Origin of the sequence: Nonomuraea sp. NPDC050790 (assembly GCF_044456745.1) — a bacterium.
Lineage (GTDB): Bacteria > Actinomycetota > Actinomycetes > Streptosporangiales > Streptosporangiaceae > Nonomuraea.
On sequence record NZ_JBITGF010000006.1, the window covers coordinates 234,032 to 259,696 of the forward strand.

The following is a 25,665-nucleotide window of genomic DNA, read 5'->3' on the forward strand; positions in this document are numbered from 1 at the left end:
CCCGCTCCAGCGGACGGAGGCGGCAAGATGACCGGCCCCGATCTGCCCTCGTGGCGCGTCTACGACCACATCGTGCGCGTGAAGTTCTCAGTCGCGCCCGGCCAGGACGCCCGAATGACCGCGATGGAAAGGCTCGGCCAGGTCAGTCGGCAACTCGCCGGTCAAGTCGCCGAGGACGGGCTTGCGCTCTGTGACCCGGACTTCGAGATCGCCTATGTCGACCTAGTGGGCACGGCCAGCTCACGCGAACTGGCCCGTGGAGGCACTGCGTGGCTCAAGGCACGGACGCGGCGCCAGGCCGTCGAGTGCAGCGACGTGCTGCCCGCCCAGGACCTCTTCTTCCCCGACAGCCTGATGGAGGAGTTGGGCGTCGCGGTGCCCGATGGGACGTTCAGGGACTTCCGGCCAACCGACGAGCCGGTGAAGGAGTAGCCCTCGTGCTCCCTGAACTATCCCAGTTCTCCGACTACCTACCCGTCGCGCCGGTGGCGTCGAACGACCTGCTCCTGCAGCTCATCTTCGAGGTCGTGCCGGATCGAGGTCCGCAGGAGTCGGCGCAGGTGGCGCTCACCGAGCTGGGGGAGAGCGTCGCCCGAGAGTTGGAGGAGCGGGGGCGGGAGATGGCAGGGCCCAAGCGGATGGAGATCCGCTACTTCTGCAGGCCGGAGGGTCACTGGATGGCCTGCTTGCCGGATGAGGCCAGCTACGGAGCCGTCTCCATCCGGGTGCAGACCAGACTCCTGCACCGGCCGGTACAGCCCGCCTTGGATGGGATTGGCCTTCCGCCGGGGGATCAGCTCCGATTCCGGCAACTCGGCCCGGCCGCCCGGGACACGCCATGACTCACGTGGTGCGAGTTGTCCTTCCCCTGCGGGCGAGCCTCCCGGGCAGCCGTCGCTCGTTCACGTCATGCCGGATCGATGGGGTAGCGGTAGCGCAGTCGCCACTGGTAGGTCGGCAGGACGTAGATGTTGACCTTGACCACCCGACCGTCGCTGGTCAGCCCCATGTGGAAGACTTCGAAGACCCACTGGTCAGGCGTCATTCGCAGGAACCGCGCCTCCTCCTCCGTGGGACGGCGCGCCTCGACGTCCTCCACGATCTCGGCCTGCCCGTGGCCTGCCTCATCCAGGCGGCTGCTGATCCCGCCCACACCCGGGTCGCGCTCGGCCATCAGGGTGCCCTCCGCGAGGGCGCGCGGCAGGTAGGTGGTGACGATCTGGATTGGCCAGTCCTGGGCGTACATGCGGCGGGCGCGGACGATGACGCTGTCGCTCTCGGGATCGATGTCGAGCACCTCGGCGACATCGGCCGGTGGCCGGCCAGGCCCGATGGTGGTCTGGTTGTCCATGACGTAGCCGAGCTGCTCCAGCTCGCTGGCGAGCGACCCACGGGCGCCGCCGCGTTCACGATGGGCCCGGCTGTGCCGTATGGCGGCGTTGCGGAGCAGGGGCGGCAGCGGGTGGACGTAGGTGCCGACCCCCTTATGCACGTAGAGCAGACCCTCGGATTTGAGGATGTTCAACGCCTTGTTAACGGTGGCCCGATGCTCGTCGAGCTCGGTGGCGAGGAGTTCTTCCTTGGGCAGCAGCGAGCCGCGCGGGTAGGTGCCGTCGTTGATGCGCTGCCTGATGGTGTCGGCCACCTGGCGGTAGCTTGCTGTGCTGGTCACGCTCTCACCTTACAGACAGTACGTACTACATACTCGTTGACCCCGGTGACCCTCGAGAGTATGAAGTATGTAGTACATACTTCGGAAGCGACGAGGGGCCCATGCCGGACCTGGGAGCGCCATGCCTTTGGGAATGGCACCTGCGAGCCCCAGCGTGTCCCCTGGACAGGCATGTTCGACCCGGACACCGTGAACGCGCGCCGCACCAATCCCCGCCGCAAGACCGGTTAACCAGAAGACCAACCACAGGGAGACCGTTCAGTGAATGACGAGACCATCGACCAGGCGCTGGCCGCCGAGCTGAGGGACAAGCTCGCGGACGAGCTCGCCGCGGCGGGGCACATCACGTCGGCTCAGGTCGACCGGGCGTTCCGGACAGTCGACCGGCATGCGTTTGTGCCGGCCGACACCCCCTTGGAGGTCACCTACCAGGCCGACAGTGCGGTGGTGACCAAGAAGGACGAGAACGGCACGGCCATCTCCTCCGTCAGCGCCGCCTACATCCAGGTCGCGATGATCGAGCAGGCCAACCTGGAACCGGGCATGCGCGTGCTGGAAATCGGCTCAGGCGGTGTGAACGCGGCGATGCTGGCCGAAATCGTCGGGGCGGATGGCGAGGTGATCAGCGTGGACATCGACCGCGAGGTCACCGGCCGCGCCACCGAGCTGCTGGAAGCCGCCGGGTACGGCGAGCGGGTCAAGGTGATCACGGCCGATGCCCAGCACGAGATCGCCGGGTTCGGGCCGTTCGACGCGACCATTGTGACGGTCGGTGCGTGGGACCTTGCTCCTGCGTGGCTGAACCAGTTGGCCCCCGGCGGCACGCTGGTGGTGCCGTTGCGGATGAATGGCGTCAGCCGCTCCATCGCCTTCCGCCGCGAGAACGACCACCTCGTCAGCGCGTCCGCCGTGGTGTGCGGGTTCGTCCCTATGCAGGGCGACGGTCAGCATGCCGACCGGGAGTTCCGGCTGACCGACGCCCATGGGCACGCCGTAGTGCTTCGGTTCGACGACAAGGCGCCCGACGATCCCACCCTGCTGGATGGCGTTCTCGCAAGTGACCGTATCGATGTGTGGTCCGGCGTCACGACCCCGAACGGTGTGTCGTTCGCTGACCTGCACCTGTGGTTCGCGTCCTTCCTTCCTGGGTTCTGCAAGGTGGCCGCCGGAGAGGGAACCGACCTCGCCCAGGAGCGCAAGTGGTGGTTCCCGTTCGCCGGGGTGCGCGGAGACTCCTTCGCCTACCTGGCCGTGCGACCCGCCTTGGAAGGCGCCGGTGCAGAGTTCGGGGCCCGCGCCTATGGGCCGCACGGCCAAGAGGCGGCGGCCGCGATGGTCGAGCAGATCCAGGCGTGGGACCAGCAGGCCAGGAACCGGCCGGAGCCCACGTTCGCCTACTGGCCAACCGGCCACGCCCCCAGCGACCTGCCCGCAGGTACGGCGGTTCTCTCCAAGACCCACGGTCTTGTCACGATCTCCTGGCCCACCGGCTGAGCGACCGCCCACCGGGCCGGTCAGGCTGCCCACACCCAACCCCCTTGTGAGGAGTGTGAACCGATGGCTCCAACGCTGACCCTCGACGCCACCGACGTCCTCGACCCCGCGGACGTCGCGGCCGACGAGGAGTTCGAGCTGGACATGCGTGTCGTGGAGGCCACCACGCCGCTGGTGATCATGATGTGCGATACCAGCGACGGGTGCGGCACCTCATGCAGCACCAGCGCCTGCACCACCAGCTCCAACGACCCTTCCTGAACCCGCTCTCTGCCGCCGACGCCCACCATTCCGTCTGGGCGCCGGCGGCGCGGCTCACCACCGACCACGGGAGAGGGATCACGATGAGCATCCCCCCGCGCTACCGGCACACCGGCCTGGTGATGGTGCGAGCGAGCACCGATCCGGGCAACCTCGAACTACCCACCCGCCTCGACCTGCGCGACCCCGCCGCCATCCAGCAGGAAGGCCGGACGTGGCTGGAGAAGGTGTGGGCTCGCGACGAGGTACGCGAGGCCCTGCAGATGGCCAGCCCCGATCTCACCGCCCGCGTCGATGACCTGCTCGGTTCGGCCACCACGGGCACCGGCGATCTGCGCCGCGCCATCATGGCCACCGTCTCCTACCTGCTGCGCTGGCAGCGCCGCCCCACCCCGTTCGGGCTGTTCGCCGGAATCGCCACAGCCGCCATCGGGCCCGCGAGAGCCGACATCGGCGCCCGCCACCACGCCTACGCGCGGGTGAACGCCGACTGGGTCACCCGTCTCGTCGACCAGATCGAGCAACAGCGCAGCCTGTTGCCGCACCTGAGGGTGATCGCCGACAGCTTCGGGATCGCCCGCGACGGCCGCTTCATCGTCGCTACCCGTGCCCAAGGCGACGCCCGGCTTCCCGGCCCCGTGCACGAGGTATCGGTGCGGCTGACCCGGCCCGTGCGGATCGTGCTCGCCGCCGCGGCCACACCAGTCCGGTTCGATCAGCTCGCCGCCGAGCTGAGCACGCGCTTCCCCGGCACCTCATCGGGGAAGATCGTGGCCTTGCTGCACACGCTGGTGGATCAGCGCATTTTGATCACCAGCCTGCGTCCGCCAATGACGGCCGCCGACCCGCTACACCACCTGATCGACGTCCTGCACCACGTCCGGGGCGACGCCGTCGACGGCGAGCTGGCCGATATCAACGGGCTGTTGCTCCACCTCGAACGCATCCGCGACCTTTTGTCGCGCCACAACACGGAGAACGCGACCGGCCCAAAGCGGGCCGCCGCGCTCCATGCCCAGATCCTCATGCAAATGACCGCGCTCGCCCCGTGCGCCGAACTGGTCACCGACGTGAAACTCGACGCCCGGATCACCATCCCCGAGATCGTGCTGAAGGAGGCCGCCCAAGCCGCCACCGTCCTGCTGCGCCTGTCCACGGAACCTTTCGGCCGTACGGCGTGGATGGACTACCACTCCCGGTTCCTCACCCGCTACGGGCCCGGCGCCCTGGTCCCGGTGAAGGAGCTGGTGGCCGACTCCGGGCTGGGCTTCCCCACCGGCTACCTCGGTGCAGCCCGCGCCCGGCCCACCTGGCGTATGGTCACCGACCGAGACACCGTCCTGCTGGCCCTCATCCAGGAAGCTGCCTTGACCTGGGCTGAGGAGGTGACGCTCACGGAGGCGGACATCACCGCACTGACCGTGGGCGACCCGGAGACCATGGTGCTGCCGCAGCGCATCGAGTTCGGCGTCGCCCTGACCGCCCCGTCGACCGACGCGATTGATCGCGGTGAGTTCGACCTGCGCATCGTGGCCAACCCGAAGGCCCACACCAGCATGACCGGCCGCTTCGCCTACCTGCTCGAGGAAGGCGACCGTGCCCGGCTGTCGGCCTCCTACAGCACCGGCCCCGAACACACCGGCGACACCGTGGTGGTGCAGCTCTCCTTCCCGCCCCGCCGCTCCCGCAACGAGAACCTCACACGGGTGCCGCCGCTCGTCCTCGACGTCGTGCACCTGGGCGAACACCCCGGCCACAGCACGACCGGCGACACGATCGGCGTCGACGATCTCGCGGTCACCGCCGACTCCGCCCACATGTACCTGGTGCAGCGCTCCACCGGCCGGCGAGTCGTCACCCTCATGCCACACGCACTGGACACCACCGTCCAGATCCCGCCGCTGGCCCGGTTCCTCGCCGAGGTCGCCGACGCCCGTAGCGCGGTCTACAAGCCGTTCAACCACGGTGCCGCGCGCACCCTGACGTACCTGCCGCGCATCCGCTACCGTCGCACCATCCTGGCCGCCGCCCGCTGGCTCCTCACCGCCACCGACCTACCCGGCACCGGGCAAGACTGGCATAAGGCGCTGCAGACGTGGCGAGCCCGGTGGCACACCCCGGCGCGGGTCCTGCTCTGCCACGAGGACCTGCGCCTTCCTCTCGACCTCGAACAGCCGATGGACCGCGCCATCCTTCAGCGACGGCTGGAGCAGGCCGGGCAGGTCGAGCTGCAGGAAGACCACCCGCCGAACAGGCTGGACTGGATCGGCCGCCCGGCCGAGCTACTCATCCCCATGACCATGCTCGACCCGCCGAAGCGCCGTCTCCCGGCGACTGCGGCCCCGGGCGCCGCTGCGCTGATGTGCGCCCGCCTGGTCGGCAACCCGGCGCGGTTCGACGACATCCTGGCCCGCCACCTGCCGACCTTCGCCGACGAGCTCGCCGACCTGGTCACCTGCTGGTGGGTGCGCCGCCACCGCGACATGATCCGGCTGGAGGCCGACCAGCACCTCGCCGTGTTCCTGCGCCCCGCCGACCCCTCCTACTATGGGCAGGTCGCGGCGCGTCTGGCCGCGTTCGCTTCCCGGCTGGAGACGCTCGGCCTGCCCGCGCAACTCACCGTCACCACCCACCCCGAGCAACCCGGCCGGTACGGCGAAGCCGCCGCGCTCGCGGCAGCCGAGCAAGTGTTCGCCGCCGACACCAAGGCCGCCATCGCGCAGATCACCGCGGCGGATGCTGCCCAGCTTCCTGGCCAGGCGCTCGCCGCCGCCTCGATGACGCACCTCGCGGCCGCGTTCGCACCCAACACCACCACCGGCTACCGGGCGCTGCTCGGCTGCCTGGAACAGCCGACCGGCCCCCTGGACCGCACCCTTCGCGACCACGCGCTCCGCTGGGGCAACCCCACCGGCGACTACCAGGCCATACGCTCCCTCCCGGGCGGCGACACGATCGCAGCCGCATGGCGGACCCGAGATACGGCGCTGACCACCTATCACCGCACGCTCGCCGAGCAACGCGACCCGGCCACCGTGCTGCGGACCCTTCTGCACGACCACCACGTGCGAGCCCTCGGCGTCGACCCCGACTTCGAGAAGACCACAGGCCGCCTCGCCCGCGCAGCCGCCCTGCGCTGTCTCGCCCTGGCAGGTGCCCTGTGAACAGCCCGGCACCCGCACCGGTGAAGCTCACCGAACACGAGACGGCCAGCCAGTCCCTCACCAAGCCGACCGCCGCGGCCGCGCTCCTGCACATCGAGCGAGCCTTTACCGGCACCGGAGACTGGAAGATCGCCCACGCCCACATTCGGCAGGCCACGGCCAGCCCCATCGACAGCGCACCACACGCCGGGCTCTACTACGGGGCACCGGCCATCGCGTTCGTCCTGCACACCGCCAGCACAGGTAACCCCCGCTACCAGGCGGCGGCCCGCACCCTGGACAAGCACGTCGCCCGGCTGACCCAGCGCCGCTTGGCCACCGCCGCAGAACGGATGAGGCGGCGAGTACCCGCCGCGTTCGCCGAGTACGACCTGTTCCGCGGCCTGACCGGGATCGGCGCACTGCTGCTCCTGCGGGCACCCGGCAGCGACCTGCTCGGCGCTGTCCTCACCTATCTGACCGCGTTGACCAGGCCGCGCCGCGTGGACGGCGTCGAGCTGCCGGGCTGGTGGGTCGACCACGACCCGGATCCACTCCTGCCGACCCCCGGCGGGCACATCAATCTCGGCCTCGCGCACGGCGCGGCCGGGCTGCTGGCCTTGCTCTCCCTCGCGTCTCTGCGCGACTGCTCGGTGCCCGGGCAAAGGGACGCGATCGAGGCCTTGGACCGATGGTTCGACCGATGGCGGCAAGACACGGCCGAGGGAACCTGGTGGCCACAGTGGATCACCGGCGATGACCTGCGCACCGGCCGCACCGCCCAGACCGGCCCAGGTCGGCCTTCGTGGTGCTACGGCACCGCCGGGATCGCCCGTGCACAGCAACTCGCCAGCCTCGCCACTGATGACCCGGTCAGGCGCGGAGTCGCCGAGAAGGCCATGGCCGAATGCCTGACAGGCCAGCACCTGGCGAAGATCACCGACCCAGGGCTGTGCCATGGAATGGCCGGGGTCTATCAGACCGCCTACCGGGCCTCCCTCGACGCCGCCACCCCGGTCATCGGCCACCGTCTCCCGGCACTCGCCGCCGCGCTCACCCAGCACGCGGCGGCCGACCTGGACGACGCCGAGGGCCTGCTCGACGGGCCTGCCGGGGTGAGCCTGGCCCTGGAAACAGCACGACACACCACCGCCAGACGCCCTGGATGGGACGCATGTCTGCTCATCGCCTGACCCACGCTGAACCGCACGAACTCGCCGTCGGCGTCCTCTCCTTCCTCGCAGGCGCAGACCTGGACACTGCGGCCGCCGACGTTGGAGTGCGTCCCGGCGACCTCGACGAAGCTGTCCTCGTCTACCGGGCCGCCGGGCTCGCAGCGCTCGAACGCCGCGCCGAGGCCGGGTGGTACCAGCTGCGCATCCAGTTCGCCGACCCCGACACCGCCGAGAAGGTCGGCGCCCACCAGCTCGGACCGCGGCTGGAGGAGCTCCACGCATGCGGAGCGATCAACGGGTGGTGGTTCCTGCGCAAACCGCCCGGGTGGCGGCTGCGCCTGCGCGACGCCGACATCCCAGTCGTGGACCAAGTGCTCCACGAGCTGACCGCAGCCGGGGCGCTCACCCGCTGGTGGCCGACCGTATACGAGCCGGAAGCCGCCGCGTTCGGCGGCCCGGACGGTGCGCAGGCCGCGCATGACCTGTTCTGCGGCGACAGCCTTGGCGTGCTCGCCTACGCTCGCCAGAACGGTCCTGATATCGGCCGTCGTGAGCTGTCCATCGTGCTTATCAACGCCCTGCTGCAGGCGGCGGGACTGGACTGGTTCGAGCGAGGCGACGTCTTCGCCCGGGTGGCCCGCATGCGGCCCGCACCCACCGACGCCGACACCGGCCGCATCGAGAAGCTGACCGCCAATATGCGCACCCTGGTGGCCATCCCCGCCCAAGCCGACAGTGAGCCGTTCGCTGCTGGTGGGCCCGCCGCGTTCGCCTCGTCTTGGCTTACCGCGTGGCAAACCGCTGGCAACCAGCTCGGCCGGGCCGCCGACGAAGGCCGCCTCGACCGCGGGCTGCGCGCGCTCCTCGCCCACGTTCTGATCTTCCACTGGAACCGGCTCGGCTTGTCGGCCACCACGCAAGGCATCCTCTCCCGCGCGGCCCATGCCGCCTTCCTGCCCGAGAGCTGATCATGGACTCCACCACGCTGCGCGCCGCCGCCCGACGCTTCCCGTTGGTCGGCTGGGCCCGCCTTGCTTGCCCGCCACTCCGTGACCGCGTTGCCGAGATCGTCGGCATCGCCGAGGCAGCCGAGCGGCATGGCGCCGATCGGCTGCACGAGGGTGCCCATGCGCTCAACAAGGCCGCGCTGGTGGCGAGCGACTGCGGCCTGCCAGAGCTGGCAAAGGACCTGTGCTGGCAGCACATCAACATCTACCGCGAGGCAGGCCATCCCCTCACCGCGCGGCAGGCGCGGTACATGCTTGAACCCGTGCACAACCTCGCCCGACTGCAGATCCGCGCCGACGCCGGAAAGCACGCGATGCGGCTGCTGGATGCCATGTATCGGGCGATCATGCAATGCACCGAGCTGGCGGTCGAGGGCCGCACTCTACCGCTGGCTGGCCTCACCGGCCCCCAGGAGGAGCGACACAAGCTCCGCGAGTGGGCCTGGCGGCAATATGTCGCGGACGGTATTCGCACCCTGACGCTGGCCGGACGGTGGGACGAAGCGGTCACCCACGCTAAAGCGAACAGAGGGGTCGGCGACCATCTCATGGAAGGGCGGCAGGCCGTGATCGTCGCCAACTGCCTGCGTGGCGCGACGCAGGCAGCGCAGGACGTGCTGGAGGAGAGCACCATCACGCAGCCATGGGAGCAGCAGGTCGCCGCTTGCCTGACCGTGCTCTGCCGCCTGGCTGGTGACCGGCCCAGCCACCAGGAGACCGACGTGATGATCGAGCGGTACCTCGCCAGCAGGCCCGCGCCGCCGGGGCACGCCGTCTTCCAGGCCCGCCTCGGCCTGGCCGTCGTCGAGCTCGTCTCCCGCACCGCCCCGGCCAAGAGCGGCCCGGCCTACACCCGCCTCATCGGCGACGCCCTCGCGGCGGCAGATGGGTACGTCGCCCGCGAACTGCTCGCCCACTCTGGATGCGCGGCGATGCTGATCAGGGCCGAGAAGACGGCGCTCACCACGGCGGTGCAGGCTGCCGGGCTTGGACTCGGCGCCATCCCTGGCCCGCTGATGGCCGACCTGCTCACCGCTGTACGGATCGCCGAGACGGCGATCGAGCGCGCCCTGAGCCCATCCACGTCAGCTACGGCCGGGCGGCGGTCGCCTTAGAGGCCACCCTCAGGCCGTGGCTGCGGACCCAGACGTCGGCCACGGCACATCCGCCAGCGGGCGAGGCCCGGTCCCGGTGGCATGGCCGTGGGACGGCGACCGCTGAGCATCGTCCCACGGCCACAATCCGGGCATCCGTCACGGGAAGGGCGTGACGTCGTGGACTTCCCTCCTAGCCCTGACGGCGGCTTCTATGGCTTCGCTCCGGTCGGCGGGACACCGCGCTGGCCCTGGGTCGCGCGGTTGCTCGCCTGCTTCGGTGAGCCGACTCCACCATCTGGGCACGAGGAGCTTGACCTGGACGATCCCGGCTCCTCTTCACTCCGGTGAGGCGCTACCGAACCGGCGGTCGTGTCTGCCACCCGGCCGCACGTACAACCCCTATCGTCACGAGGATGGAGACCACCGTCAGCTACACTGCGGACCCGACACTGCTGCGCGCGGCCAGGTTGGCCAAACTCATCGAGCAGTAGCGATGCCCGCGACGCAAACCTCACTCGTTGTCATCCGTGGCAACTCTGGTTCCGGGAAGACCACCCTGGCTAAAGCCATCCGTGAGGCGTACGGTCAGCGCGGGCTCGCGATCGTCAGCCAGGACGTCGTCCGCCGTGAGATGCTCCGCGAGCTGGACGTGCCCGGCGGGGTCAACATCGGCTTGATCAAGACAATTTGCCTCCATGCTCTCACTCACGGTCACCATGTGGTTCTGGAAGGGATCTTGACCGGCAGCCGCTACGGCGGGATGCTCGACGGCCTCAGGCGCGACCACCAGGGGCCGGCCACCTTCTTCTATATGGATGTGCCCTGGGAGGAGACCCTCCTCCGGCACGAGACGCGCCCCCAGCGATCCCAGTTCACTCCCCAGCAGATGGCCGAGTGGTTCAAGGAACGCGATCTCCTGCCCGGCGGATACGAGCACCTCCTGGACCACAGCCTGTCGGTCGAGGGCGCCACCCAACACATCCTCCAGACGTCGGGCTTGGCATCGACGCCAAGCGGGTCCCCTCGGCCGGGAGCTATGTGAGCTCACCGAGAAGGGGATGCGGCGCACGCGACAGGCTCGATCCGGGCGAGGCCCGTAGTGGTGCATTCGACCGGTGTGACGTTGCCACCCGCTGCTGTGCCGAACTGCGCCAACGCGGCAGTCGTCCTTGGTGCGCTGTGCTTACGTTCGAGTGCTGACCGAGCGGCTGGCGGAGATCGACGCGACCTGCCGAGCTCGCAAGCTCGGCAGGTGTTTGAGCAGCTCCTGCGCTGACCATTGCCCGCGGGGAGAGCTGGTGAGGTCCTGGGGACGACGACCGGGACCTCACCCGCTATCACGTAGGGCGCGCTGGTCTCGTGCCGGGTAGTCGGCCAGCATCTCGGCGGTGAGCAGGTGGATCGGCTGGGTGTCGTAGACGCAGGCCAGCAGGCGGAGCGTGGAGATGGAGGGGCGCCGGCCTGCCTGGGGCCAGATCTCGTGGTCATACAGGCGGGCTTCACGTAGCCCTGCTCCGGCGGTGCCGGCGAGCCGGTGAAATGCCTCGACCGTCTGGGTGGCGGTGAGTCCGGTGGCGTAACGGTGCAGGCGCAGCGGTGTGGCGGGGTGGTCGAGGGCGAGGATGAGGGCGATCTGGCTGGTCGTGAAGCCGTTCTGGCGCAGGTAGCGGCTGCGGCGTCGGCAGTCCAGCAGAGTTTGGTATCCGGTGCCTGACATGGCCTGACGTCCCTTCCGTTGGCGCGCGGGTGCGCGGTGGGCCCCTGTTCGGTCGGGGTTGGGGGACGGTAGCTGGGCTCTGTGGAGGGGCTCCAGTCTGGGTGCGGGGTAGTCGGCGTGCGTTTGGCGGTGGGGTTGTGCGCCGTGGTGATGGGATTGCCGCAGGCCGGGCCGGTGTGGGTTGCGGTTGGCGGGTTGGGGGTGTGATTCGGGCGCGGAGGTGGGTGATCGTGCTGGCCGATCCCGGCACCGGGCTGGGACGCCGACCGAAGGAGCACGCAGCATGGACACGCGTACGCAGCACACGAGCCTGGCCAAGCCGAGCAACCCTCTCACCCCGCCGACCATCCGCCTCCGGCAGGAGCCGCTTGCGGTGGAGGAGTTCCCGGACCTGGCACCAGGTCTGACGATGTCGACGTTCCGGGCGCGACAGCTCTGGGCCGGGATGGCGTGGCGGCGCGCCTTCCCTGGGCGAGGTGACCAGTCGGCTCTGGCTCGTCGGATGGTGGGCCAGTTGCTGGCGGACACCGTTCGGGTGGAGGACGCGGTGTGGGTGACGGCCGAGCTGGTCAGCAACGCGCTGCGGCACTCCGACTCGGGCCGGGAGCGAGGGGTCTTCGTGCTGGAGGTGCTGCTCGGGGCCGAGTCGGTGCGGATCGTGGTCTACGACCTGGGTGGCGGCCCTGTCCCGGACTTCTCGCGCGCGCCCGGCACGTTGCCGGAGGCGGCAGAAGGGGGCCGGGGCCTCGCCGGGGTCGCCAAGCTTGCGGCCAGGACCGGGGTGGTGGGTAACGAGGTGACAGGGCACGCGGTGTGGGCGGAACTCGTTCTCGCCGAGGTGGCGGCCGGACCTGCCTCGCACGACACGACGGCTGCTCACGCGACCGAGCATGATGCGGACGTGCCGGGGCCACGCTCCGTCCTGGATCTGCTTCCGGCCGATAGACCCGGCGCCAGCCGCCGAGAGGAGGGCGCTTGCCTGGACCCTTCCGCGGCTCTGTGGTAGGCGAGCTGAAGAAGAACGCGGACCAGGTGTCCGCGTACGGGCAGGAGCCGTGGGCGCGACACGCGCTCGCCGACCTGCGCCGCGGCTGGCCTGACTGGGCTTTCCTGGTGGTGCGGTACCGGTGGCTGGCGCTGCGCGGCAAGCAGGTGATGATCAGCGCGACCGGGCCACATGAGCTACAGCACGCCCTACCGCCCAGCCCGCCCGGGCCGAACCCTGCCGTGTCAGCCTCGTCGTCCGGTCCGGCTTCGCCCGGCTCCAACGAGCATCGGGTACCGGAGCCGAGCCTAGTACTGCCGACGCTAGCTGAGCTGCTGCAGGGGGCTCCCGGGGTGAGCTGGACGAGAGCGGCGAGTACGCCGCCGTCGGCATCAGCGTCCACACCCGGCGTGGGGCCATGCATGAGTGTGGCGGGTGGGGACGACGGCGAGGGTGCGGGGCTGAGCGGCCCGCTACCGGCCGACCCGCCGCCGTCGGGGGTGATGGCGGCGGAACGGTCGGTGACGGGCACGTGGGCGGTCACGGGGGCGGTTGCTGGTGTGGACGGGGCACGGGTGGCGTGGTGGCAGGGCGGGTGGTGGCCGTGGGGACGGGGCCGCTACCGTACGCGACCGCACTCGCGAGCCAGGGCAGGCGCTCGCCGGGCCCGTCACACCGAACCTGTGAACGAGGCCCGACGTCACGCTCGCCGTGCCCGGTCGAGATCCTCGGGGCTGGCTGGCGCCACCGCCGCCTGAGGGCCGGGGACCGGGGCCGCGTCCCGGCGCAGGGGCCGGGTCGGGCTTGACACCTGGCGCGCAGGTGGGCATTGATACCGGTCCGCCCGCCCGTCCGGTGCGAAGGGGGTGCTGGGCGGGCGGGTCTGGGGGTGGGTTCGCCTCGTGTTCGGGAGCGAGGCGAACTCACCGCATCTTCCCGGTCGGGGCGGGCTCTGGTCTGGTGGGGGTGAGAAATTAGGGGCAGATTTCCGTACTGGAAATAGGGGTAGCGTTCCGGTGTGCGGTTAAGATCGCTACCCCCACGAGGGGTCGTTTTCGCAGGTCTTCCCGGTTTCGGACAGCGCTTTGGGCGGCCCGACTCGTCTATTGACGACTCCTTTGAATATGTGTGCGCGCGTGTTCTCGCGACTGGCCGAGCTGCTGATCTCTCGATCTCCCTGCTTGTTTGCCTCCTGCCACCCTCGTTCCTGCCCGCCCGTCCGGTGCGGAGGGGGCTGGGTGGCTGCTGGGTGGTTGGTTGGCGGGGGTGTCGCGTTCGGGTGTTGCGGGTTTGGCGGGTGGGGTGTTGATCGGTGTTGCGTCCGGTGTCGCGTTTTGGTGTCGCGTTGGGTGTTGCCGCTGAGATCGCGACACCCTCTTACGTGTCATCTGTGCAGGTCACGCGGGTTTCGTCTGTTGCGCTGGCCGCCCCGAATCGCCTATAGGCGACTCCTTTTGAATATGTGTGCGCGTCCTCGTGGTGGCCAACACCGCCACCTTGGTGTTCCGTTCTTCCGCTTCTGCTTGTCCGCCTCGTTCTCTTCCCCCAGCAGTGGCCGGCTTGGTGGTGACCTCGTGGTGGACCTTGCCGTGAACGGCGAGAGGAAGCTCCGCCCGATGAGGTCACGTGGGTGCCTGCCGCAGGGCCCACCCCATCCCGCCCCGCTCCATCCCGCCGCGCGGCGGGGCGGGGCGGGGCCGGTTTGTGGGGCCGGGTGACCCGGGCGAACCGGCCGCGCGTGGGGCGCGCAGCGGGCCCCGGTGCCGCCTGTGGGGCGGTCACCGGGGCCCGTTGGATGCCCGGGGGAGGGGTCAGGTGGTGGCGGGTGTGGCGGGGCTGTCAGGTTCGTCCGTGGCGTCCGTGGCGTCCGTGGCGTCCGTGTGGTCCGTGTGGTCTGTGTGGTCTGTGGTGCGGTTGTGCGTGGTGGTGGGTGGGTGGATGGCGAGGTGGGTGGTGATCAGCTCGGCGACGTCGGTGGGTGGGGTGTCGGCGGGGATATGGGTGGTGGGGTAGGTGTCGTCGGGGGTGGTGCGGCCGAGGTAGGTCCAGCGGATGATGAGTTTTGGTGTGGGGGTGGCGGCGGGGCCGGGGTGGATCGGGACGATCACTTCGACGAGGTGGCCGTGGGGTGAGCGGTAGTCCTGACCGTAGGCGTCGTGGTGCACGGTGCGGGAGTGGGTGCCGTCGTAGTAGGTGCCCTGTGACTGGCGTTGGTAGCGGTGAGCCCTGAGGGCGCGGGTGTAGGGCAGGGTGAGGGGCATGTAGGCGGTGATGTCGTCGAGGCTGAGGTGGTAGTCGCCGAGGATGTCGGACATGTCGGCGGCGATGGTCTCGAAGTCGGGCTGTGCGGACGTGCACGTCTCGCATGTTCGGGCGTCGTCGCAGGTGTTGCACGGGCTGAGGGTGAACATTCGTTCGTGGAGGCAGATGTCCAGCAGGTGGCCGTCGTCGCCGTGTTCGGGGCGGGTGATGACGGGGTGGGCGTGGGTGTCGTTCCACATGATCGCCCAGCCGGGTCCGTGAGCGGCTAGGGCGCGGGCGTAGGCGGGTGTGATCGTGAGCCGCTGAGGGGTGGTGTCGGCGTCGGACAAGCCGGTGGCGTTGGGGGAGGGGTAGCGGCGGGCGGTGTGGGGGGTGAGCCCGGCGGCGGTGGCGATCAGGGCAGCGACGGCGGCGGGCGGGGTCTGACGCGGCACGGTCGCGGTGTAGGCGGATGCCGCGTCACCCCCCGTGCCCGTGCCGGTGCCGGGTGGGGTGGTGTTCGGCCCGGTGGTCGCGGGCGTGATGGTGATGGTTGTCGGTGTGATGGAGTCGCGGAAGTAGGGCATGGCCAGGGTGGCAGTGGCCCCGTTGGGCATCCGGTAGCGGGTGGCGATGTCTCCGGTGGCGGGGTCGATGTGGCTGAGTTGGTCGCCGTGGATGCCGTAGGGGCGTAGGGCGGCGCTGTAGGGGCCGCTGACGCTCATCTGCAACTCGATCTGTCGTCGGTCGTCCATGCGTTGGCGGGCGGTTTCGGCGAGGGTGGCGGCGATGCGGTCGAGGGTGCTCGGCGTGTCGGGCCGGGCATCGTTGGCCAGGGTGGTGGCGATCTGTTCCTGAGTGGTGATCTCCAGCAGGGTGCCGTGGTCGGCCATGTCGGCGGGCCCGATGAACATGTCCCGTCCGTCCCAGATCAGGGCGTGGCCGGGGCCGGTGGCGATCAGCCCTCGTAGGTGGGCGCCTTCCACCGTGCTGGAGGTGTTGGTGTTCGGTGTCATGCGGGTGTGCCCTTTCGTGTTGGCCCCGGGACGGCGCGGCGTGTTTATTCCGGTGCGGTGGTCCGGCGGTGTTTCCCGCCTAATTCCATGGACGCTCGATCCCGGTATTCATGTCAACCCGAACGGGTATTAATCTCGAAGTTCTCGCAGGCTGCTATCGGGCAATTGGGTATCGTCTCCCGTCGTCCGGTTTAATGCGTGAAGAGTCGGGCCGGCCGCGAATGTCAAGCCGCGCTTGCCGCCTTCTCGTGAGATGTTTGCGCAGATGAACGGCTGGTTTGTTAGGTCAGCCTCTCCAGTCGTTGGGGTTACATCATTGGTGGCCGGGGCGGCTTGCCAGCCGCGCTAATTGCGAGGGATGGTCGTGACGCAAACAAAGAAACACCGGCCCGCACCCGGGCCGGTAATTCGATCAGAAAGGGCGTCACACCATGGCTATTCACATCCCGGAAATGACCGCTACCGAATCCATTCCCGCCGCCACCGAAACCGCCGCCGCCATTCCCGCCACGGACGCGCCCGTGACGGGGCCTGACGGTCCGGACGCCGCCGCCCCGGCCACCGGTCCGGCCCTGGATGCGGATGGGCGTGTGGGGGCGGTGTGGGCGGCGCTGAGCGCCGAGCCCGGCGCGTCGGCCACGATGATCGGGGCGGCGGCCGGCCTGAGCCGGGTGGTGGCGGGCAAGATCCTCAACCTGCTCGAAGCCGACGGGCACGCCCGCCGCGAGCCGGGCGTCAGCGACGGCACGAAGGGGCGGGCGGCTGACCGGTGGTACCCAGCCACCAACACCGACAGCACCGGCGACACCGACGACTTGGCCGAGTCGACCGACACTACCAACGCGGCCGAGGCGTCCGCCCCGGACGCCGAGGCGCCGGACCCCGCGCCCGACACCGCGCCGGACGCGGACAGCCCGGACGCGGACGTGGTGCCCGCGCCGGATGAGGAGGTTCCCCCGTCCGGTATCGGCCCGGCCGACCCCGCCCCGGCCGATGACGCGGAGGACATGGCCGACGAGGCAATAGGTCAGGGCTCGGCCGTGACCGCCGACGATCTTGACTCGAACGCCGACGCCGACGCCGACGCCGACGCCGACGCCGATGAGCCGGAGTCGGAGCCGGTGGCGGATGACCCGGCGTGGGCGCGGGCGTGTGCCGAACTGTCGGAGCTGGCGGCGCTGTTCAGCGGGGTGATCACGGCGAAGGACGAGGGGAACGACGTGCTGGCGTTGGGGTCCCTGGAAATGGCCATGACGAAGGTCGCCTCAGCACACCGGGCCGCGCGGACGGCGCTGACCGGCACCGCCACCCCGGCCCGCCCGGTGGCGGGTGCCGGTGGCGGTGGCGGTGGGGGCGTGGGCGGTAGCACTCGGCCGGGTGCGTTGCGGGAACTCGTTCACGCGCACCTGATCGAACACCCCGGCAAAGAGTTCACCCCGCACGACATCAGCAAGGCGCTGGGCGGCCGTTCGTCCGGCGCGATCGCCAACGCCCTGGACCGGCTGGTCCAGCTCGGAGACGCGGTCCTGACGACGGAACGGCCCCGCCGCTTCGGACTCGCCCCCACCCCCACCCCCGCCCCCGCCGCCCCGGTCAACGCGCCCACCGGGGCCGCCCCGGCCAACCCGGCCGCCCCCGCCCCGGTCAGCGCATACGCCGTGACCCCGGCCCACCCCGACGCCACCGCCGATAGCGTGACGGCCGACCGACACGGCGGCTAAGCCGGGGCGCGGGCGGGCCGCCGTCCCCGTCCCGCCCGCCCTCGGCCCTGTGTAGCGAGCGGGACACCCCAACAGCCCCGCCCACACCCGTAGCCCGTGCCGGGCCCCGCCCCGGCCACCCCCGGGCACCACCAACCCGCCCGGCACGGCCCCGCCGCCGAGGGCACCCGGCCACGCGCCGGACGGGCACCCGTAAGCCCGCACAGATCACCGGCCTACCGGCCCGCACCGGGCCGGGGCCGGACCCCACCAACACCTCACGCGGCCATCGCGTCTGTTCCGCACGCCCCAATACCGCACCCACCCGCATCGCCGCATGTCGGCATGTCAGAAGGGAACCTCATCATGGCTCACGAGATCGAGACTTTCGCCAATGGTTCGGCTGGGTTCGCCGCCGCCGGGAAGCCCGGCTGGCATGGGCTCGGTTACACCGCGCCCGGTCCGATGACCGCCGAGGAACTGCTGTCGCGTTCGCATCTGGCCGGGTGGAACGTGCGCAAGGTGCCGGTCGGCCACGTGGCCGACCCCCTCACGGGTCAACAGGTCGTTACCGACGAAGACTTTCTGGTCGTCCGTACCAACCCGGTCGCCGGCCTGCCGGAGCGTCTGGGCCGGGTCGGGCGCGACTACCAGGTGTTGCAGAACGAGGACGTCACCGGGTTCCTGCAAACGCTGGTGGATGAGTCGGGGGCGGTCTTCGACACCGGCGGCTCGCTGAACAACGGACGCCGGGTGTTCGTCACCATGCGCCTGCCCGAACCGCTCATGGTCGGCGGGTTCGACCAGATCGACCTCTACCTGGCCGCGTTCTCCCGCCACGACGGCTGGGGCTCGTTTGCGACGGTTGCCACCCCGGTGCGGGTGGTGTGCGCCAACACCGGACGCGCCGCGTTGGCCAACCACGCCTCGAAGTTCACCCTCCGCCATACCGGCAACGTGACCGGGCGCATCGCCGAAGCCCGCGAAGCGCTGAAACTCACCTGGAAACACGGTCAGGCATTCGCCGCCGAAGCCGAGAAACTCCTCGCCGTTCCGATGGACGTGAAGGAGTTCCGGCAGTTCGCCACCCGCCTCCACCCCCTTCCCGCCGATGCCAAAGACCAGACCAAACGCGACCACGACCTCACCATGCGGGAACTGGAATACCTCTTCGCCCAAGCCCCGACCCAGGAGCCGATCCGCAACACCCGCTGGGCCGCCTACAACGCGGTGACCGAACGGCTCGATCACAAGAGCCCCGTCTTCGGCAGCCGCGACATCGCCACCGTCCGCGCCGAACGCGCCCTGCTCGATGACCACGACAATGCCAAGATCAAAGCCCGCGCCTTCCGGATGCTGGCCGCCGTCTGACCGGCCCGTCCGGTGCGGCCCTCACACGCGCGGGCCGTACCGGACCCCAACCCGGCGGATAGCCCGGCCCCGCGCCCCATATGGCCCGCCACACCCCCGGCACGGCGCTACCGGCCCCCGACCACACCCGGCCGCATGCCGCCCCGGACACGCGCCGGACCGGGGACACGTGCCCGGCTATGTCCGCCGCGACGCCTCCGCCCACCACCACCTCTGCCGCCCCGATCGTGAAGGAGATCATCGCCATGGGCCGACTCGAAGACCTCGCCGCCCAATACGCCGCCAACGCCCGCTACGACCTCAGCCAAGCCCTCGACCACATCACTTCCCTCGATGAGGAGGGCGAACTCGGCGACCACGACCTGGGCCGCATCGCCGACCGCTACCACCTGATGACCTGGTGGCAGAAGGTCACCGACCTCACCCACGGCAGCGAGGACACCGTCGACGGCGCAACCGCCATCTTGACCGTCCGCCAGCGCGCCCACCGCTACCTCCTCGAGGTAGGCGCCCGCACCCACGGCTCGGCCTTCGCCCTGGCCATGGCCGAATCACGCCGCACCGCCGCCCACACCTTCCTCAACGCCACCCGGCAACTCGCCGACGCCCTCACCCCACCACCCCCACCAGGCACCCACCCGGCCAAGCAGCCCGCCGAACATCCCACCGCCCACCCCGCACCCGCCGGACCCGGTCCCGGCCCCGGCGCATGGTCCGACCCGCCGGTCTTCTAACCCCGGCCGGAAGTCGCAGTCACCGCCCGCCCCACCCCGCCCGCCCGGATTGGGCGGGCAGGCCGGGGCGGGCCGTGGGCGGCGTCGCCCCCTAACCAGGCCCTCACCCCTCGCCAACCCATGTCACCGACGAAAGGAACACCACATGAACGACCTCTACCAACCCGGCCCCCTATCCCCACCCGGCAGGGCCGACAGCACAACCCCCACCCCCACCCCCCGCCCGGTCATCACCGACGGAACGGATGAGCGGGTACGGTACTCCTTCGATGAGCTGACCGCCCAGGAGATCACCGCCGCCCGGCGCGCCTGCTATACGGCGGCGGCCGAGGCCGTCGCCGTCCTGCAGAACGGGCGCAGGCTGGTCGGTGAGCAGGTGTTCGCCGCCGCCTACGCCCAAACCTTCCGCGCCTGGTGGGACCGGGTAGACCAAGAGATCACCACCAACAAGCTGAGCAGTGACCACGCGGTGCGGCGGGTGCGCTCCTGGGCCCGCCACCACCTGACCGGCGAGCCCCCGGCCCCGCAACCGGGCACCCTGTTCGATCACGGGCTCGCCCACGCCTCACGCCTGGCCGCCCGCGACTTCCTCCATGTCAGCGGCCGCCTCCTCACCCATCACCTCGCCGGGCCCGGCGAGGTAGCCGATCTCCCAGCACCGGGCACGCCGGTAGATCACCACCCCGACCCCGGCCATACGGCCGCATCCCCGGCCGCGTTCCCGGCACTGCCCCCGGCCACGCCGCAGACGGCGGACACGGAGGACGCGGCGTGAACGCGCTACCGACCGTGCCAGCGCCGCCCGGTGCTGACGTCACCACCCCACGAAAGGACTGCCCTATGCGCGATCACCCGCAGCACCCTCACGGCCCGAAACCCGACCCCGACCCCGACCCCAGCCCCGGCCCCGGCCTCGGCCTCGACTTCAGCACCGCAACCGCTCCCGCCCCAGGCACGACGCTGTCGGTGGAGGCGGTCATCGAGCAGGCCCGCACGATGCGGCGAGGTAACGCCGACGACCTCGCCCGACGGCTGGGCCGGGGCGAGCGGCTTTCCGCCGAGCAGCTCTACGAGACCCTGCGCAACCAGACGCTCGCAACGTGGTGGCTGCTGGTCGACCGCCACATCCACTACGCCCGAGGCGCCAGGGCCCTGGCCCCGGAGCAGACGGTGGCCAGGTTCGTCTCCTGGGTCAGCCCCTACCTCGAAGACGACACCGTCACGCCCGAAGTCACCCAATCCGTGCACATCCTCGGGCCGGGCCTCGAGCACGAGCTCGCCCTCGCCCACCTCGAACGGGCCATGGCTCTGATCCGGCGAGACGCAGCGCGAACCTTCCTCAGCCAGGTGAAGACACTCGCGCCGGCCCCCGCGCCACAGACACCTTCCAGCACCTCGACCGGCCAGGAGAAGACAGCATGAGCGACTGCACCACCACCGGCCAACCCGCCCCCAAGACCCCGGCCACCGCTGAAGCGGCGGCCCCGACCACGCCAGAACCCGGACCGGTGGACAGCTCCGAGGTGGAATGGTTCCAGATCCTGGCCTGGCGCTGGAACATCACCACCGCCAAACAACTCGCAAAGGACCGTGAACCGCAAGCCCGCCTCGACCCCGCAGCATGGAAGGCCATGCTCGGCGTGATCACCATCAACACCGAACACGCCGCGCGGGTGGACCTGACCGAACCGCTCATCGTGGCCCCGGTACCCAACGGCGGCATGCTGATCATCGACGGCTGGCACCGCCTCCACAAAGCCCTCAACACCGGCGTCACCGAACTCCAGGCGGTCATCCTCACCGCCGAGGAAGAGCTCGCCTGCCGCATCTTCGGCGGCGAACCCCACAACGACGACGGATACGACGAGTATGAAGAGTACGACGAAGACGAGCACGAGTGCGCGGAGGATGGCCTGGCTGACGCCTGAGCCGGTGATGTAGGGGGCATGCCCCGCCCAGCACAATCTCAGTGCGCTGGCCGGGGCATACCTCCTTCACCACCGGCTCGATCAGCAGGTCACGTGTCCGCGCCCCATGACGCGGAGATGCTACCCCGCTTGGACCAGAGGAGCCCGTACCTGCACGGCTTCTGGTGTTGAGGTTCGCCCCAGGTAGGGGTTTGCTCAAGGCCGGGGATAGAGTCGTGCGCCGTAGATCTCTGGGAACTCGCGCACGATCACTGCCACCGTCTGCTCGGGAGTCATCCCTGTGCCGTCGACGGCGAGGTAGCGATAGCCGTCCTGCTTGGCCGCGATCGTCGTGTCGACAGCGTCGAATTCGTCCACCCTGTCGCGCCACTCCTGTGTGGTCCGCTTGGCACGGGTGAGGCGCCGGTGCCGGCGTTCGTCTGGCTGCACGAGCAACTGGACCATGAACACCTCGTCGACCTCGGGGACGAGCTCGCGGAAGCGCAAGTAGTCATTGCGTGTTGTGAAGAAACTCCCAGTGATGACGTTCTCGAAGTCGGCAGCCCAGTAGTTGCGGACCAGGACGGCAACGTTGGCTCGAAGCAGTTGCCAGAACGCGTCGTCGAAGAGGCATGGATTGACTTGGCCCAGGTCTTCGGCATCGATCCGTGCGCCCTTCGGCGTGTGGGGCAACAGAGCACGGATGATCGTGGTCTTACCCGCGCCCTCTTGCCCCGAGATAAGGATCAGGCGACGGGCAGCAGGACGGCCTGGATGTGGGGTTTGATCGGAGCTAGTCACGATCTTCCACCTTTCCACGACAGCCATGGAGCCTGCGCCAGTCTGGGAAAACCAAGATCGGCGGGTACCTCGTAGAGATCCACGGGACAGGCGCTAGCTCCTGCCTCGGCCCGGGCGATGACCTCGTCGGTGACCGCCTGGGCGAGCGGGTGGCCGGGCGGGTAGGCGGGCGCCTGCTGCCTGGCCTCGGTGCTGTCGATGAGGCCGGGATCGGGGAGTAGCCGCGGCGGCTGGACGGCCAGGGCCCGTAGGACGGCCTCTCCGTGGTCGGTGCAGAGGGGTTTCAGTGGAGGCGTGCACGGCTCGGCCAGGAAGTATCGGCTGGCCACTGGAGGGGTGGGAGGCCTTGCCCGGAAGCTGTACAAAAGCGCTTTCACCTGCGAAAACGAGCGACTGGGTGAAGGTTGGTGAGGCAGTGTCCGGCCCGCGCATCGCGCCCGTGGACACCACGGCGAGGACCGCCGGTCAGGCCAGGGCGGGCCCGGCGCGGACCGGCATGACGCGACCTTTGCTTGACGTCGTGTCCGAACTCGGCCCCTGCGGCAGGTATTTAGCTAGGTGACAGGAGTGGGGGAGGTAGGTCAGCCGGACGCTGACCCACCTCCCCCTTTTCCTTTCTCTCTTCCCCCGCAGCGGGAAGGAGGGGCTTCGGGACGGGATGAGTCGCCCATCTGAGGAGGGTGGCTCCCCCGCGGGTGGGCTTCGTCCCGAAGCCTGTGGGGTCCGGCAGCAGTGCACGAGGGAGGGTGTGCGACTGCTGTCGGACGTCTGGACGATCGGGTGACGTTGACGAGGGTGGGCGGCCCCCCTCGGGTGGTCGCGGACCCGGACTTGCGCGACCTCCCGTTGTCGGGTGGGGAGCCGCCCGTGATGGCCTGGCGGGAGTCGGCGAGCACACCAGGCCATCACCCCTTTCTCTGGCTGGCGCAGAGGCTCGCGCCCTGGGCCGGCCGGTGGCTGCTCTCCGCTGGGGCGGGGAGCCCGAGCAGCCACCCTCCCCCCTTGCGGGGGAGGTGAGGGTCCGGTAGCGGCACCCGCGATGATCGGGAGCGTGCCGCTACCGGACGTTCATGGGCTCCTCCACGGGTGGGCGGTCCCTTTCGTGCCTTGCGGCCCCTGCCGCCGCGATCGCGCCAGCACGAGCAGGACCGCCCACCAGACGAGCGGGCGGAAGGGGAACCGCCCGATCGCCGTCGCAGGGGGTGGCCGACCGGACCTCCTCGGCCATCCGGCCGGCCACCCGAGGTGACCGCGTCCGCGGTTGCCTGCCAAGCCCGCGGTCACCCCTCTCCCCGGGAGAGCGCCCTGGCGGGTCTGCGCACCCGCCCCGGGCCGCCTCGACCCCGAGGAAGCCTTCAAACCCATCGCTTCTGGTTGAGGGGCGGCCCCTCCCCATCGCGGCGTCGGTGTTCGCGATGGGTCCCTCGACAGACAAGGGACCGCCCCCTCAGGCGACGACCGGCTCAGGCCGGGGGGACCCTCGCCATCGTCACCACGGCCGACCGCCTAGACCGGCCAGCCGCCGGTGACCACGCGTTCCACAGCACGCGATCACCTCGGACTCGGACAGGACACCGGTCACAGTCGCCCAACACCCGGCACCCTGCCCGAGAAGCCCTTCCTTCGGGTTGCCCTCACCCGCCCCGACCGCCGACCCGGGGATGTCACCGCCAGATACGACCCCGGACTGGACCGGAGCGGAGCAGAGCGGATGCGGGTGAGGGCGCTGCCACCCACAGCCCCCGCCCTACCTGGACAGGTCACCGTGGTGACAGGACTGGTGGCCGCCCATCCCTGGCCGCTGACGGCCACCACAGCGCCACCACGGGGCCGCGTCACGGGACGGACCGGATGCGCCCCCGCCCGGTGTGGTTCGTGACGGGTCGGACGGCGTGCGGGGCCGCTACCGCCAGCACCCGGCCCACGCGTTCGGCCGCGCGATCGGGGTGGACGACCTCGACGATCGGCGCTGCCCAGGACCACCAGAAGAACCAGTCGCCCTCCAGCGGCGAAGCCAGACACGACCTCGGCCAAGGCCGTGGCCTCCGGGTTGATCACCCGCAGACGCGGCAACCGGCCCTCCCCCGCCAGCAGTCGCGTGAGTAAGCCCCGCTCGCGCAACATTCGCTGCAGGTCGGTGAGGTAGACGGCGGCCTGGTCGGCTATCGCCGAGGGGACGGGCTCGGACATGGTCGACTCCGAGGACGGTCAGAAGAAACGGAGGGGGATACACGAGCGCGAAGGGCTGGGCGCGGACGTGGCGGTCGTCAGGCAGACGGCTGGTTCTGGCTCTGGTTCATGCGTCGTCGCCGCACGACGGAGGTCGCCCACACGACGGCCCCGACCAGACAGGCCGCGATCAGGCCGAGCACGGCCATCGAAACCGGACGGACCACCTCGGCCGGAGCCACCACGGCGAACACCGCGAAGAGCATGGTGAAGCCCAGCAACAGCCCGTTGACCAGCTTGTGACGGGACACGACAAACTCCATTCACGAACGAAAAGAGGGGGAGACACCGTGGCGGGACGGCCCGGATCTCAGGGGCCAAACAGTGAACGAGCGTTGGCAGCGCGGCGGCGGACCCGCCAGCGCTGACTGAGCACCAGCCCAAGAAAGAGGCCCGGCCCGCTGATGAGCACCGCGACCATCACCTGCGAGGGGATGCTGCGGGCACGGCGGTGATCCAGCCGACGCAGGCGGCTGTGACCAGGACCGGGGCGAGCCTGAGCAGGTGATGGCGGCGCATGACGGTTCTCCACCCTTTCTCGATAGCCCACACGAGCTTGAAGCGATGGAAGGTGCGGTTGGCTGGCTACACCGGGGTAAGGAACAGCTCCTTGATCTGCGCCGGGGTGGGGTCGGGCCCGGTCGCTGCATGCCAGGTAGAGAATGCCGACCGGCTGAAGTGGTCGTGTGGGTGGAAAGGCGTAGATCGCCATTGTCGCCTCGCTAACTCTCGATCATCAGATGTGCCCTCCTCAGGTGATCTGCCAGCACCCCGAGCTGGCCGAGCCGTACCGCTCTTCGCGCCGCGGACGACGGAGGCTCGGCCTGCTCCCAGTCCCGCGCGGGAATGCGGTCTCGAATCGCTGGCCCGAAGCTTTTGGGGTTGCCCCGGGTTCCGGGCCCGATTGCTGCCACCCACCATGTCTTGGTCACGCCGGGTGACGGACACCAATGGAACCCGCTGTCGGCCGTCCTGCGGAAGAGCGGCCCCAGAGCGTTGACCGCGCCCAAGGGCGCCCGGTAGGCGGACAGGGCGTTTGCAGGGCGTTTCCCGGTCAGGCTGGAAGCGGGGGTTGGAGGCGGCGCATGCTGTGTGGTCCCCTAACGCTGAGGGAG

Annotated in this window: 22 protein-coding genes; 16 read left to right on the plus strand and 6 right to left on the minus strand. The window is 70.0% G+C overall.

Translation table 11 applies throughout. From position 1 onward, the window contains the following. Positions 1-27 precede the first annotated feature (27 nt). Positions 28-432 (plus strand): hypothetical protein, encoded by a 405-nt coding sequence (locus ACIBEJ_RS30420; RefSeq protein WP_397186291.1) that lies wholly within the window; start codon positions 28-30, stop codon positions 430-432. Positions 433-437: 5 nt separating this feature from the next. Further along, positions 438-842, plus strand: coding sequence for a hypothetical protein (locus tag ACIBEJ_RS30425; RefSeq protein WP_397186292.1), 405 nt, complete (start codon positions 438-440; stop codon positions 840-842). A gap of 65 nt (positions 843-907) precedes the next feature. On the opposite strand, the gene ACIBEJ_RS30430 is transcribed toward ACIBEJ_RS30425, so the two are convergent. Beyond that, on the minus strand, positions 908-1,672 hold the full coding sequence (locus ACIBEJ_RS30430; RefSeq protein ID WP_397186293.1) for a GntR family transcriptional regulator: 765 nt from the start codon (positions 1,670-1,672) through the stop codon (positions 908-910). Positions 1,673-1,933: 261 nt separating this feature from the next. On the opposite strand from ACIBEJ_RS30430, the gene fxlM reads away from it, so the two are divergent. The 7 genes from fxlM to ACIBEJ_RS30465 all read left to right on the plus strand — a co-directional run bounded on the left by fxlM (position 1,934) and on the right by ACIBEJ_RS30465 (position 10,891). Then, the gene (fxlM, locus tag ACIBEJ_RS30435) at positions 1,934-3,166 is read left to right on the plus strand and encodes a methyltransferase, FxLD system (protein ID WP_397186294.1); all 1,233 of its coding nucleotides are present in this window, start codon (positions 1,934-1,936) and stop codon (positions 3,164-3,166) included. A 63-nt stretch (positions 3,167-3,229) separates the two neighbouring features. After that, positions 3,230-3,427: an FxLD family lanthipeptide gene (locus tag ACIBEJ_RS30440; RefSeq protein ID WP_397186295.1), complete on the plus strand. Its 198-nt coding sequence runs from the start codon at positions 3,230-3,232 to the stop codon at positions 3,425-3,427. A gap of 83 nt (positions 3,428-3,510) precedes the next feature. Continuing rightward, positions 3,511-6,591 carry a lantibiotic dehydratase gene (locus tag ACIBEJ_RS30445; protein ID WP_397186296.1) on the plus strand — a complete coding sequence of 1,027 codons (3,081 nt, stop codon included), beginning with the start codon at positions 3,511-3,513 and terminating at the stop codon, positions 6,589-6,591. Continuing rightward, positions 6,588-7,763 (plus strand): lanthionine synthetase C family protein, encoded by a 1,176-nt coding sequence (locus tag ACIBEJ_RS30450; RefSeq protein WP_397186297.1) that lies wholly within the window; start codon positions 6,588-6,590, stop codon positions 7,761-7,763. Before ACIBEJ_RS30445 ends, ACIBEJ_RS30450 begins: the two co-directional genes overlap by 4 nt. Beyond that, positions 7,745-8,713: a thiopeptide-type bacteriocin biosynthesis protein gene (locus ACIBEJ_RS30455; protein ID WP_397186298.1), complete on the plus strand. Its 969-nt coding sequence runs from the start codon at positions 7,745-7,747 to the stop codon at positions 8,711-8,713. Before ACIBEJ_RS30450 ends, ACIBEJ_RS30455 begins: the two co-directional genes overlap by 19 nt. A gap of 2 nt (positions 8,714-8,715) precedes the next feature. Next, entirely contained in the window at positions 8,716-9,867 is a 1,152-nt protein-coding gene (locus tag ACIBEJ_RS30460; protein ID WP_397186299.1) for a hypothetical protein, read from the plus strand. Positions 9,868-10,342: 475 nt separating this feature from the next. Next, positions 10,343-10,891 (plus strand): AAA family ATPase, encoded by a 549-nt coding sequence (locus ACIBEJ_RS30465; RefSeq protein ID WP_397186300.1) that lies wholly within the window; start codon positions 10,343-10,345, stop codon positions 10,889-10,891. Positions 10,892-11,176: 285 nt separating this feature from the next. Here the strand turns inward: ACIBEJ_RS30465 and ACIBEJ_RS30470 are convergent, their stop codons facing one another. After that, positions 11,177-11,566, minus strand: a complete 390-nt coding sequence (locus tag ACIBEJ_RS30470; RefSeq protein ID WP_397186301.1) for a hypothetical protein — start codon at positions 11,564-11,566, stop codon at positions 11,177-11,179. 283 nt (positions 11,567-11,849) lie between these two features. On the opposite strand from ACIBEJ_RS30470, the gene ACIBEJ_RS30475 reads away from it, so the two are divergent. Further along, positions 11,850-12,572, plus strand: a complete 723-nt coding sequence (locus ACIBEJ_RS30475; protein ID WP_397186302.1) for an ATP-binding protein — start codon at positions 11,850-11,852, stop codon at positions 12,570-12,572. A 1,790-nt stretch (positions 12,573-14,362) separates the two neighbouring features. Here the strand turns inward: ACIBEJ_RS30475 and ACIBEJ_RS30480 are convergent. Beyond that, the gene (locus tag ACIBEJ_RS30480) at positions 14,363-15,808 is read right to left on the minus strand and encodes a hypothetical protein (protein ID WP_397186303.1); all 1,446 of its coding nucleotides are present in this window, start codon (positions 15,806-15,808) and stop codon (positions 14,363-14,365) included. A 452-nt stretch (positions 15,809-16,260) separates the two neighbouring features. Between ACIBEJ_RS30480 and ACIBEJ_RS30485 the strand changes: the two genes are divergently transcribed. The 6 genes from ACIBEJ_RS30485 to ACIBEJ_RS30510 all read left to right on the plus strand — a co-directional run bounded on the left by ACIBEJ_RS30485 (position 16,261) and on the right by ACIBEJ_RS30510 (position 21,541). Further along, positions 16,261-17,529: a MarR family transcriptional regulator gene (locus ACIBEJ_RS30485; RefSeq protein ID WP_397186304.1), complete on the plus strand. Its 1,269-nt coding sequence runs from the start codon at positions 16,261-16,263 to the stop codon at positions 17,527-17,529. Positions 17,530-17,874: 345 nt separating this feature from the next. Further along, positions 17,875-18,879: a DUF932 domain-containing protein gene (locus tag ACIBEJ_RS30490; RefSeq protein ID WP_397186305.1), complete on the plus strand. Its 1,005-nt coding sequence runs from the start codon at positions 17,875-17,877 to the stop codon at positions 18,877-18,879. Positions 18,880-19,124: 245 nt separating this feature from the next. Then, positions 19,125-19,613, plus strand: coding sequence for a hypothetical protein (locus ACIBEJ_RS30495; RefSeq protein WP_397186306.1), 489 nt, complete (start codon positions 19,125-19,127; stop codon positions 19,611-19,613). Positions 19,614-19,758: 145 nt separating this feature from the next. After that, positions 19,759-20,388: a hypothetical protein gene (locus tag ACIBEJ_RS30500; RefSeq protein WP_397186307.1), complete on the plus strand. Its 630-nt coding sequence runs from the start codon at positions 19,759-19,761 to the stop codon at positions 20,386-20,388. Between the two features lie 65 nt (positions 20,389-20,453). Beyond that, a complete protein-coding gene (locus ACIBEJ_RS30505) occupies positions 20,454-21,035 on the plus strand; it encodes a hypothetical protein (RefSeq protein ID WP_397186308.1) in 582 nt (193 codons plus the stop codon). Next, positions 21,032-21,541 (plus strand): ParB N-terminal domain-containing protein, encoded by a 510-nt coding sequence (locus ACIBEJ_RS30510; protein WP_397186309.1) that lies wholly within the window; start codon positions 21,032-21,034, stop codon positions 21,539-21,541. Before ACIBEJ_RS30505 ends, ACIBEJ_RS30510 begins: the two co-directional genes overlap by 4 nt. Positions 21,542-21,736: 195 nt before the next feature. On the opposite strand, the gene ACIBEJ_RS30515 is transcribed toward ACIBEJ_RS30510, so the two are convergent. The 3 genes from ACIBEJ_RS30515 to ACIBEJ_RS30525 form a co-directional block, all read right to left on the minus strand. Further along, the gene (locus tag ACIBEJ_RS30515) at positions 21,737-22,321 is read right to left on the minus strand and encodes a hypothetical protein (protein ID WP_397186310.1); all 585 of its coding nucleotides are present in this window, start codon (positions 22,319-22,321) and stop codon (positions 21,737-21,739) included. After that, on the minus strand, positions 22,318-22,650 hold the full coding sequence (locus ACIBEJ_RS30520; RefSeq protein ID WP_397186311.1) for a hypothetical protein: 333 nt from the start codon (positions 22,648-22,650) through the stop codon (positions 22,318-22,320). Before ACIBEJ_RS30520 ends, ACIBEJ_RS30515 begins: the two co-directional genes overlap by 4 nt. A 1,938-nt stretch (positions 22,651-24,588) precedes the next feature. Further along, positions 24,589-24,801, minus strand: coding sequence for a hypothetical protein (locus ACIBEJ_RS30525; RefSeq protein ID WP_397186312.1), 213 nt, complete (start codon positions 24,799-24,801; stop codon positions 24,589-24,591). Positions 24,802-25,665: the final 864 nt, after the last annotated feature.

Excerpts from the sequence above, each read along its gene's own strand:
- ACIBEJ_RS30420 (WP_397186291.1), top strand. The coding sequence starts at position 28 with ATGACCGGCCCCGATCTGCCCTCGTGGCGCGTCTACGACCACATCGTG.
- ACIBEJ_RS30440 (WP_397186295.1), top strand. The coding sequence starts at position 3,230 with ATGGCTCCAACGCTGACCCTCGACGCCACCGACGTCCTCGACCCCGCG.
- ACIBEJ_RS30445 (WP_397186296.1), top strand. The coding sequence starts at position 3,511 with ATGAGCATCCCCCCGCGCTACCGGCACACCGGCCTGGTGATGGTGCGA.
- ACIBEJ_RS30455 (WP_397186298.1), top strand. The coding sequence starts at position 7,745 with ATGTCTGCTCATCGCCTGACCCACGCTGAACCGCACGAACTCGCCGTC.
- ACIBEJ_RS30460 (WP_397186299.1), top strand. The coding sequence starts at position 8,716 with ATGGACTCCACCACGCTGCGCGCCGCCGCCCGACGCTTCCCGTTGGTC.
- ACIBEJ_RS30465 (WP_397186300.1), top strand. The coding sequence starts at position 10,343 with ATGCCCGCGACGCAAACCTCACTCGTTGTCATCCGTGGCAACTCTGGT.
- ACIBEJ_RS30470 (WP_397186301.1), bottom strand. The coding sequence starts at position 11,566 with ATGTCAGGCACCGGATACCAAACTCTGCTGGACTGCCGACGCCGCAGC.
- ACIBEJ_RS30475 (WP_397186302.1), top strand. The coding sequence starts at position 11,850 with ATGGACACGCGTACGCAGCACACGAGCCTGGCCAAGCCGAGCAACCCT.
- ACIBEJ_RS30480 (WP_397186303.1), bottom strand. The coding sequence starts at position 15,808 with ATGACACCGAACACCAACACCTCCAGCACGGTGGAAGGCGCCCACCTA.
- ACIBEJ_RS30485 (WP_397186304.1), top strand. The coding sequence starts at position 16,261 with ATGACCGCTACCGAATCCATTCCCGCCGCCACCGAAACCGCCGCCGCC.
- ACIBEJ_RS30490 (WP_397186305.1), top strand. The coding sequence starts at position 17,875 with ATGGCTCACGAGATCGAGACTTTCGCCAATGGTTCGGCTGGGTTCGCC.
- ACIBEJ_RS30495 (WP_397186306.1), top strand. The coding sequence starts at position 19,125 with ATGGGCCGACTCGAAGACCTCGCCGCCCAATACGCCGCCAACGCCCGC.
- ACIBEJ_RS30500 (WP_397186307.1), top strand. The coding sequence starts at position 19,759 with ATGAACGACCTCTACCAACCCGGCCCCCTATCCCCACCCGGCAGGGCC.
- ACIBEJ_RS30505 (WP_397186308.1), top strand. The coding sequence starts at position 20,454 with ATGCGCGATCACCCGCAGCACCCTCACGGCCCGAAACCCGACCCCGAC.
- ACIBEJ_RS30510 (WP_397186309.1), top strand. The coding sequence starts at position 21,032 with ATGAGCGACTGCACCACCACCGGCCAACCCGCCCCCAAGACCCCGGCC.